Source organism: Flavonifractor porci (genome assembly GCF_037572415.1).
Classification (GTDB): Bacteria; Bacillota; Clostridia; order Oscillospirales; family Oscillospiraceae; genus Flavonifractor; species Flavonifractor porci.
This window is the reverse complement of record NZ_JBBHLB010000031.1, coordinates 1-10,126: the sequence shown is the minus strand read 5'-3', so window position 1 is coordinate 10,126 and position 10,126 is coordinate 1. Positions and strand designations below refer to the sequence as shown.

Here is a 10,126-nt window from a genome sequence, read left to right as displayed (position 1 = left end):
CAAGGCGGCAACATTAAGGTATCTATAAAAACCTTGCCGTCTTTGCCACGCTTGCCGTGTTCCTGTTGTCAGTCTCGGAGATAGCAGACCCATGCTGTGCCGTCTTTCTCGGTCACAAGTCTGTCCCCGATACGGCTCTTTGCCGTTCTCATGGTGCGTGAGGAAATCCCACGCTCATTGACTGCCTTTTCCAGCTCTGCGCTCGGCATACGCTTTCCGTCCGCAAGCAGTTCCAGAATGAGCATTTGCGCCTGTGCGGTCTTGCTCTCGGTCTTAGCGGTGTCCGTCCCGGCAAGAAGCTCGTCAGCGGTAATGTCATAAGCCCCTATCCATTCAAAACCTTTCTCGTCTCCCAGAGAAAAGGCAAGAGACTGACCGGGCGGCGCAAGGGAGCTTTTCTCATGGATAAGCACCCTCGTTGTGGGACTGTCCTTCAGCTTGCCAATAAACAGCAGACTGCGGACTGCCGCCGTAATGTCGATAGACCCCAATCCCCGGTAGGTGCTTTGCGTTCCTGCGGCTTTGTTCAGGTGTCCAATCAGCACGATAGCGCACCCGGTAGCCTGTGCAATGTCTCCCAGACTGCGGAATATCGGGCGCACCTCGTTTGCCCTGTTCATGTCCACATCTGTGCCCAAAAACGCCTGTACCGGGTCAATAATAACCAGCCTTGCGCTGTTTTCCCGGATTGCCCTTGCTATGCGCTCATCGGCAAGGGTCAGCGGTGTGTCCCTATCGTCAATGACAAGCACTCGTTCAAGGTCTGCGTCAGCTTCCATCAGCCGGGGCTTAACGGTATCGCCCAAACCGTCCTCGGCGGTCTGATAGATGATGTTGAAAGGCTCAAGGGTCTCCATACCAGGTAAAGGCTTTCGGTTGGTGCAAGCCGCCGCAAGACGCATGGCAAAGTAGGTCTTGCCCTCGCCGGGGTTGCCCTGTATAATCGTCAGCTTTCCAAAGGGAATATAGGGAAACCATAGCCAATCCACGCTCGTCAGCTCCACATCTGCCATGCGGAGCATGGGAACAGGCTGGGCGGTGGGCAGCTCTCGCAGCGTGATTGTCTCGGCTATGAATTTGCGGCTGGGAATGTCCCCTTGCTGACGGAGAACATCGTTCCAGTCTTTCCTTGCCGGGACAAGGCGAATGACGGCGATCTCGCCGGGAATGGACTGTGCCAGTCGGGTACAGGCTTCGCTTCCTGCGGTGTCGCTGTCAAGGCAGAGGAACACTTTTCGGGTGTCCTTGCGTTCAGAAAGGAAACGGTCAAGGGCTTTGCCCGAAACACCGCCCAGGGCAAGATAGCTCCTTGTCTGCCAGTCCTGCGGATAAAGGCAGATAAACGATAACAGGTCAATCGGTGCTTCAAAGACAAAGAGCTGGTTGCCGTTTCCCTCATAGCGGAACGGATAGGACTTGTCAGACCCGGCAATATCCTGTCTGAATGGGTCTGCCGTTCCTCGCACATGGGCGTATCTCGGTGTGCCGTTTCGGTCTCTGCCGACAAAGACAACATTGTGCCGCTTTGCGTCCTCGTAAATATCCCCGGAAAGAAGAAAAGCCTCAACAAGCGTTTTGTTGAGACCTCGGCTTTCGCAAAGATATTGAATTGCTCTGTCGGCTGTTCTGTTGTGCAAGGGCAAGTGGAACGCTGTGTGCGGTGCTGTGCTGGCTTCGCTCTGTCCCTCGCCGCTTTCGCCGGTCAGGAGCTGGACGGCTTCGGGAAAGGATTTTCCGTAAAACTCCATGACAAAATCAATGGGATAGCCGCCCTTGCTCTGGCTGTGGCGAAACCATTTGTTTCCACGAATGGTCAGGCTGTCATGTTCTTTCCAGCGGTATTCTCGTCCGCTTTTGATAAGCGTCTCTCCCTGTGTACGGAGAAAATCTTCCAGACTGACGGCGTTTGCCCGGTCAATCTGTGCTTGGGTATAATTCATCGGGATAGTTCCTCCTTTTTGTGTCGTGTTTGGGGTCGATTTTGGAGCATTTGTTCCTCTGTGCGCTCGTTAAATCGGGCGGCAGTATCTATACATGACTTGACCTTCCAAAGACGGTGTAAATCGTCTCTGACGGTCTTAAACTCGCCATAGGTGGTGTTGTGCGCCTGTTCCAGCTCGTCATACTCTTCGGTCAGCTTTTTCATATCCACCTTGCCGTCCGGGAACTCTCCGGTCAGCTTGCGTCTGGCGGCGTAGAACTGTTTCAGTTCCGCTTCATGCTCTGCCTTGTACTTGGCTCTGGGCTTCTCAAACTTGATTTTCTGCAAGCCGTCATAGACAGGCTTCAAGCTCTGGAAAGCAGCAGAGCTGTCATAGAGCTGCTTGATTGCTTTCATTCGGGCGGTCTGTTCGTCCAGCGTTTTCTTCAAGCTCTCTGTGGCAGCACTGTGTTCGCTGACACGGCTTTCCAAATCTTCAAGAGTGTAAATGCCGTTTGCCCGGAGATAATTGAAAGTCTCGTTCATCTCCTTTAGATTGCTGACCTTGCCTTTCTGCGAATATGCCCCGGCTCTGCGCTGGGTGTAATAGGCGTTCAGCAGAGAAACAAGGTCGGGTGCCTGCGGCTTGGCAAGCTCCGCTTTTGCTTCGGCAATCCAATCAAACAGGAGAGCGATTTTCTTCTTGATGTCCCGGATAACGGCATTGGTTGCTCTGATCCAGCGGTTGAACTCGCCTTTCTCGGTGCGTATGCCTTTCTTCTCCATTGCCCGGACGGTTGCGCCCTCATGGACGGTGGGAAGAAGCTCCACGCCCTGACGCTCATAGCTTCGGTGGTCGATACGAACATCAAGCCCTTTCTCCGCAAACTTGGCGTTGCATAGTTCCGCCCATGTCTGCCGCCAATGTTCCAGCGTTTCGGGACTGCCCCAGTCGGTAGTGGGAACGGCGTTGAACACAAACTTTCCGTCTGCGTCTCGGATACGGTTGCCGTCCTCGTCCAGCTCATACACCCGGCGTTGCTTTAGTCCCCATTTGCCGTTCTGCTCGATGGGGCGGATGGGGCAAAGCACATGAAAATGCGGGTTTGGTATGCCGCCGTCCTCCCGGTCTGGCTGGTGTACGGCGAAGTCAACCACCATGCCACGGCTCACAAAGTTCTCCAACAAAAATTGCCTTGCAAGAGCGATGTTTTCCTCAAGGGAAAATTCATTCTGCAAGGCAATGTCAAAGCTGTATGCAAGCTGGGCGTTCTTTCCACGCTCGGCTTTTTCCACGGCGTTCCATAGGGTCTGGCGGTCTGCGTATTCTGGCGGTGCATGGGACGGCAAGAGAATGTCAGAGCAGATCACGCCGCCCTTGCGGGTGTAGTCGCTGTATTCGCCGTAATACTCGCTATACAATCGCTCCCCGGCACGGTAGGCGGCAGAAGCAATAGCGGACTGTCCTGCGCTTCGCTTAGTCTGCGTGACGCTCAGATGAAATAGTGCCATCGGCTTTCAACTCCTTTTCTCTGTTCGCTTGGTTGGTGTGAGTAATCGCCATGTGACGGACGGCTCGCTGGACTTCGGACAGAGAAAAGATGTACTCCATCAGCTCTGTCATTTCGGTGCGTGTGAGATCTTTGACCTCCGGGGCAAGGCTCTCAATCGTGCCGCCCAGATTGCAAAGACGATGGGTGCGTTTCTGCCTTTCGCCTTTCTCCAGATATTTCTTTCTGTTCTCAAGACGGTTGAGCTTGTGCTGTTCCTGTGCAAGCTGCGTCTCGGCTCGTTCCTTTTCGGCTTGGAGCTGGTCGAGGGTTTTCGGTTTTGTCATTGTAATTGACCTCCTTTTTTGATTTTGGGGATAAAAAAAGACCGTCAACTTTTCGCATAGTGCGACCAGTCAACGGTCAGTTTTTCGGTATTCAGTTGTTGTGTTCAGTTCGGTAAATTGAAGTTGGTCAAAGTTGTTGGCGAAGATATTCCACAACATTTCTGCCGTTTCATATCCCCGGCATAAACCTCGTTGAAAATAAAACCTTTGATGTAACAATAAGGCACCCAGCATTAAATTTATGCCGGGTGCCTTTCCTTTCAAACGCCAATGCTGCTTGGAAATCTCTGTGTACATAAAAACGTCTTGAAGCGCTCAATCCCTTTCATCAGCATACAACTGCCCGCACCCGGCGCCGATATCAGAACCGAACTGCATTCTGATAGCCACGCTGATACGGTTGGAATGTAAAATATCACTGAAGTTTTTAATGGCTTCGTGATTTGAAGCGGTAAATTTTCGCGCCGTCTTATCTGTTGCGTTATATGGGATAAGATCAACATGATATAGATAGGACAACGCTCCCCGGCTCAAAATAAGGTGCGCTAACGCTTTCGCATGCTCTGCCGAATCATTTATTCCGCCCAGCATAATATAAGCCAGGAACAAGCGCCTTTTGGTATTTGCAACGTGCGCATCCAACGCATCCATTACTTTATGGAGCGGATAAGTTTGATTGATCGGCATCAATTCCGAACGTTGCTTTTCAAAAGGCGAGTGCAGCGAAAAAGCTAAATTCACCTGCGGAAAATCACGGGTCAGCCGTTTTATCCCGGGAATCATTCCAATCGTCGATATGGTAATGCGTCGCTGGCTTAATCCGAACAAAGACGGGTTTGTCAGGATTTTTAATGCGTCAAATAAATTGGGATTCGCAAACGGCTCGCCCATTCCCATAAAAGAAACACTATTGATTTGATGCCCTGCAAGATAAAAATACAGAATTTGATCTGTTATTTCATCAGCGGTCATATTGCGTTTGTGTCCGATAGCACCTGTTGCGCAGAATTTGCAGCCAAACCCACAGCCGCATTGAGATGAGACGCAAAAAGATTCCCATCCTTTTTTGTAATGCAGGTTCACCGTTTCGACGCAGTTTCCATCCTTTAATTGAAAAAGCACCTTATCTGCCTGGCCCGATGCCCGATGTGTAACTGGAACAAGGCCGCAGACAGAGGTCCCAAAAGTTTCCGCCAAATTTGATCTTAGTCTTTCCGGCAGCATATACATGGAATGAAAGTCAGGAATATGCTGTGCAAAAATCATCTTTATCAATTGCTCATAGCGATAATCCGGAAAATTCATTCCCGATATACATCGCTTCATAACCTCATATTTTGAATAAATCATTGGAATTTTGGAACAGTCAATAAGACAATCATTCCCTAAAACACCTTTTTCTTCGCTATCTTTTGTGGTTATGATTTTATTTTCTTTATCAATTTCTGTTATTATCGCATTGACACCTAAAGTAAGTGGTTCGTTTGTTTGCTGTCCAGAACACGCAACTAAAGTAAAGGTACAAACGAATATACATAATGCCATCATCATTCTTTTTATCATAAATTCCTCCAAATTTATTGATATCAAACTTGCTGGCGGCGAACAGCATTTTATGCTGTTTGCAGACGGCAAGTCCACAAGGGATAGCCGCATAAGCGGCGCAAGGGAGTGTAGCTCCCTTGACGGAACGAAGTGACGAAACATTCTCGGTCGGGCAGTTTTCTTCTGCTGACTGGGAATGAAGCTCCGCAGGACGCACATACTCCCGATAGGAGAGTATAGAAGTGCGCCCTTTAGTTCCTAAAGGGTTTTTATCAGTGCGACAAACTGGAATTTGAGTCTCTGTAAAGCTGGAATTAACCCATACAATTATTTTAATTTAGAGGTTCTTACGCAATTATCCGTATTTTGTAATTTTTCAATACTGGAATGCCAGTGTAAATCAGCATTCTCCATTTTTATTAAAGCGAAAAACGTAAAATTGCGGAAGAACCAATTTAGATATTCACAATTTTACTTGCCACAGTATCTCGAAAAACACTGTCATGTTCTACCAGGAGCATGGTCGGGGCAAACTCCGTTATGAGTTGTTCAATCTGCATACGTGAGTACACATCAATAAAGTTGAGCGGTTCATCCCATACATACAAGTGTGCCTTTTCACAAAGGCTTTTCGCAATTAGGACTTTCTTCTTTTGCCCGCCAGAAAAGTCTTTAATATCCTTTTCAAACTGTACACGCTCAAAGTCCATTTTCCTAAGAATTGCCTTGAACAAACTTTCATCAAGGTTGTTTTCTTCTGCAAACTCGGAAAGGGTTCCACATAAATACGATGTATCCTGTGGCACATAAGAAATTACAAGCCCAGAGCCAAGTGTTACTGTACCCGTATAATCTATGGACTGCCCGACTACCAACTTTAACAGGCTACTTTTGCCACTGCCGTTCTTTCCATCAAGCACAATGCGTTCTCCCTGTCTTATTTCAAACGAAACGGGTTCACAAACTGAAATGCCATCATAATAAACTACTACATTCGATAATGATGCAAGCAAATCTGTATGGTAATTAAGCGGTTGTATCTTGAGGGCTTCTGCGGTTTCCATATTTTTCAGCAATGCTGATTTTTGTTCGATTGTCTGTTGTTGTCTCGCTTCTATAGATTTTGAACGCTTCATCATTTTGGCGGCTTTATGACCGACATAACCTTTATCTGCTGCCCCAATTTTGGAAGCTTCTACACGTTCAGACCATACTGCAGCGCGTTTTGCCGACTGCTGTAATCGTCTGATGTCCTTTTGCAAACGTTCGTTCTGAGCCAGTTCAAATTCTTGCTGTCGCTCAAAATTTGACATCCATGATGAAAAGTTTCCTCTTTGCACTTCGATATTCGCTCGGTTAATCGATAGAATATAGTCAACACAATCGTCAAGAAAGCGACGATCGTGAGAAACTAAGATGAATCCCTTTTTCTTTTTCAGATATGCCGCCACACTTTTTCTCGCTTTGGCATCCAAATGGTTGGTAGGTTCATCAATCAGTAGGAAATGCCCTTCATTAAGAAAAAGAGCGGCAATCAAAACCTTTGTCTGCTCTCCGTTGGAAAGTGTTTCAAAAGGTCGCCAAAGCACATCGACATCAACATCAAGATAAGAAAGTTCTCGCATAAGTTCCCATTCTTCCGCAAGTGGGCAAATCTCCTGCAATATATCCTCTGTAATACGATTCTTATCTGAAACGGGATAAGGAAAATAATCAAACTGTACGGATGATAGGATTTTTCCACTATACTCATATTTCCCAAGCAGAAGATTCAGAAAGGTTGTTTTACCTCGTCCGTTTCTGCCCACAAAACCAAGCTTCCAATCGGTATCAACCTGGAAACTGACATTTTCAAAAACATTATCATAACTTGTCGGATATGAAAACGTAAGGTTTTCAATTTTAATCATTGACATAAATATTATCCTCCTTTGCATGTCATACGATACAAAGTCGGTTCGGTGAATGTTTACTACGTATAGATTTCACCAAAAGGAACCGACACTATACGGAGTGAATCATGTGTAACTATCTGTTCTGCACTATTCATAAAGCACCTCCAAAACAAAATAAGAGCCACAAGAAAGTTTATCCTTGCAGCTCGTCATAGCATAAAATAACACCACTAAGCAAAAGTGGCAACAGCACTATATTGAGTAAGATAGACATATAACTTTCTTGCAATAGACACAATAATGCCAAAGTATAGCACTACCGCATATTTTGATTTTATTTGCAAGAAAAGTTAATCATCTTCCCACCTCTTTCTAAATTTCAAAATATTATACCATAAATCGCAGGCAAATACAAGTGGTTATAAAAATTTAACAAATCGCTTATAATACAATCATATAACTTTACGCATTCCTTACTGACCGTAAAATTCCGATTTGTTGCTTAATTTTCGTATTCAAATTATACCATAAAACTTGTGAACAATTCTACCGCAACTTTGGACTATATGAGAAAAGTCCGAACAGTTTTCTGCCCGGACTTCCTCGCTCAATTATAAATCAACTCTGCTTTCACAACTTCCTCTGCCTGCGCCTTGCAAGCGTTCATCTGCCGCACCCATTCCATTTGGTTTTCAGCTTTCAGTTGCTCGGTCACGCCGTTTTGCTCTGCCAGTGACCGCACGATCAGCTCCATGCGGTTTCGTGCCGCTTCGTCAATCTCGGCGCAATGCTCAAAGAGCTTGTCGGATAGTACCAGCTCATTGAACAGTATCGGACGGTGCATTTCCAGATACGCCTTGCGAAGTCTGCCGTAGTGTCCGAGGGGCTTGGTCTTGCGGATAACGATGTTCGGGATAAGATAATCGCCGTTCTGTGTATAAGTGATATTCATGCTGTTTGTACTCCTTTCATCGGCTCTCTCTGCGGTAAACTGCTGACAGGGACGAACACTCCCTTTGCAATGTCCTCCGCACGAATGGCGGCTTTCTTGGCTTCGATTTCTGCCTTTTTTCTCCCCTTGATTTTGTCCTCGTATCGCTTCTGCGCTCCGCTGGCTTTCCGCTTCAAGTAGTTCTGATGAAGCCTGTCCTTGCGTTCCTCACGCTTGCGGATTTCCTCTAATTCTTCCGGGGTCAGCTCCACTTCTCCAAACGCCGGGGGAACGAATCGCCCAACAAAATTGAAGTAAATCTCGACCTCCTGTGTGGTCTGTATACTGCCTTTACGGTCACGCTCATGCACAAGGATTTTCTCGATAAACTCGTTGAGCATGGCAATGGTCAACTTGTCGAAGTTCTCATACTTGTCAATCAGAGCGATAAAACGATCAGCGTCCTTTTCGTGCTTCTCATAGCTCTTGACAGCCTTTTCCAGAGCAGAGATTTCGGCGGTAAGCTCGGACTGTTCCTTTTCGTATTGAGCGTCCAGAGTGGCGTATCTGCTGTCGGACAGCTTGCCTAAAATGTTGTCCTCATAGATTTTGCAGAGCAGGACTTCCAGCTCGGAAACTCTCTGCTTTGCTGTGGCAAGGCGTGTGCGCTGTTTTCTGACCTCTGCCGTCTGCTGGCTGGACTGCGCTTCCTGCACCACACGGACAAACTCAGCTCGGTCATGCTTGGCATACTCGGCAATAGCTTTGAGCATTTCGGAAACAAGGGACAGTACCACATCTTCATTGATACGGTGCTGTGTCGTGCAGAGCTTTCCAACTGGGACTTTGCTGTATTGGGAACAGGTATATTGAGAAATACGCTTGCCGTTGTTGGTACGGTGGACATACATCTTGCCGCCGCAATCGGCACAATAAAGCAAGCCTGTGAGGGGAGCTGCTTCGCCCCAGCCGTCCGGGTAGCGTCTGACATTCCCACGGATTTTCTGCACAAGGTCAAAGGTCTGCTGGTCAATGATAGCTTCATGGGTATTCTCGAAAATCGTCCATTCGTCCTCCGGGACATAATGGCTTTTCTTGTCCTTGAAGTGCTTTCGAGTCTTGAAGTTGATGGTGTGTCCCAGATACTCACGCTTTTCAAGAATGTTGCAGATGGTGGAAGAACCCCAGCCGTACACATCTTTGAAAGTCTTGTTTTTGTTCACGCCCTCGCCGTGTTGGGCAAGGTAAGCAGACGGAATAAGCACCTTTTCCGATTTCAGTTTGCTGGCGATCTGATACGGACCGTAGCCGTCAATCGTCATGGCAAAGATGCGCTTGACCACATCAGCGGCTTCGGGGTCAACCAACCATTGGTCCCTGGCTTCGTTCCAGAGATAGCCGTAAATGACCGTGCCTGTGAGGTGCTTGCCGGACTTGCCTTTGGATTGAAAAGTGGAACGGATTTTACGGCTGGTGTCTCTGGCGTAATACTCGTTCATGATGTTGCGGAAAGGGGTAAAATCATCGTCCCCTCTGGCACTGTCCACGCCGTCATTGATGGCGATAAGGCGAACGCCACGCTGACGCAGGATTTCCATAATCTGACCGACTTTCAGATAGTCACGACCCATGCGGCTCATGTCCTTGATACACAGGTACTCCACATTCCCGGCTTCAACCTCTTTCATCATTGCCAAAAATCCGGGACGGTCAAAGCAAGTGCCGCTAATGCCATCGTCCGTGAAATGGACAATGTTTGTAAAGCCCTGTCGTGCGGCGAACTCCTCCAACATAGCTTTTTGATTGGAAATGGAATTGCTCTCACGCTGCTGGTCATCATCTTTGCCAAAGTCATCACGGCTCAATCGTTCGTACAGAGCTGTGATTTTCTCGTTTTTTCTCATAACTTGCGCTCCTTTCTTCGGTTTTAGGTTGTGTGTTCTAAGAGACTTCCCAACCGCTTGATTAAGAAGTCTTTTAGAGCATACAACACCGGC

Annotated in this window: 7 protein-coding genes; all 7 read right to left on the bottom strand. The window is 47.6% G+C overall.

Annotation, left to right across the window (positions count from 1 at the left end; translation table 11 throughout):
- Positions 1-68: 68 nt before the first annotated feature.
- The gene (locus WHJ28_RS16320; RefSeq protein WP_194611886.1) at positions 69-1,940 is read right to left on the bottom strand and encodes an AAA family ATPase; all 1,872 of its coding nucleotides are present in this window, start codon (positions 1,938-1,940) and stop codon (positions 69-71) included.
- Positions 1,937-3,433, bottom strand: coding sequence for a MobQ family relaxase (gene mobQ, locus WHJ28_RS16315; RefSeq protein WP_118481864.1), 1,497 nt, complete (start codon positions 3,431-3,433; stop codon positions 1,937-1,939). The genes WHJ28_RS16320 and mobQ overlap by 4 nt, the downstream gene beginning before the upstream one ends.
- Positions 3,399-3,758 carry a DUF3847 domain-containing protein gene (locus tag WHJ28_RS16310; protein WP_118481865.1) on the bottom strand — a complete coding sequence of 120 codons (360 nt, stop codon included), beginning with the start codon at positions 3,756-3,758 and terminating at the stop codon, positions 3,399-3,401. The genes mobQ and WHJ28_RS16310 overlap by 35 nt, the downstream gene beginning before the upstream one ends.
- 315 nt (positions 3,759-4,073) lie before the next feature.
- Positions 4,074-5,108: a 23S rRNA (adenine(2503)-C(8))-methyltransferase Cfr(E) gene (gene cfr(E) / locus WHJ28_RS16305; protein WP_105119688.1), complete on the bottom strand. Its 1,035-nt coding sequence runs from the start codon at positions 5,106-5,108 to the stop codon at positions 4,074-4,076.
- 650 nt (positions 5,109-5,758) lie between these two features.
- The gene (locus tag WHJ28_RS16300) at positions 5,759-7,219 is read right to left on the bottom strand and encodes an Lsa family ABC-F type ribosomal protection protein (RefSeq protein WP_002584327.1); all 1,461 of its coding nucleotides are present in this window, start codon (positions 7,217-7,219) and stop codon (positions 5,759-5,761) included.
- Positions 7,220-7,805: 586 nt separating this feature from the next.
- The gene (locus WHJ28_RS16295) at positions 7,806-8,150 is read right to left on the bottom strand and encodes a TnpV protein (protein WP_118481866.1); all 345 of its coding nucleotides are present in this window, start codon (positions 8,148-8,150) and stop codon (positions 7,806-7,808) included.
- Positions 8,147-10,033, bottom strand: coding sequence for a DUF4368 domain-containing protein (locus WHJ28_RS16290; RefSeq protein WP_340043075.1), 1,887 nt, complete (start codon positions 10,031-10,033; stop codon positions 8,147-8,149). The genes WHJ28_RS16295 and WHJ28_RS16290 overlap by 4 nt, the downstream gene beginning before the upstream one ends.
- Positions 10,034-10,126: the final 93 nt, after the last annotated feature.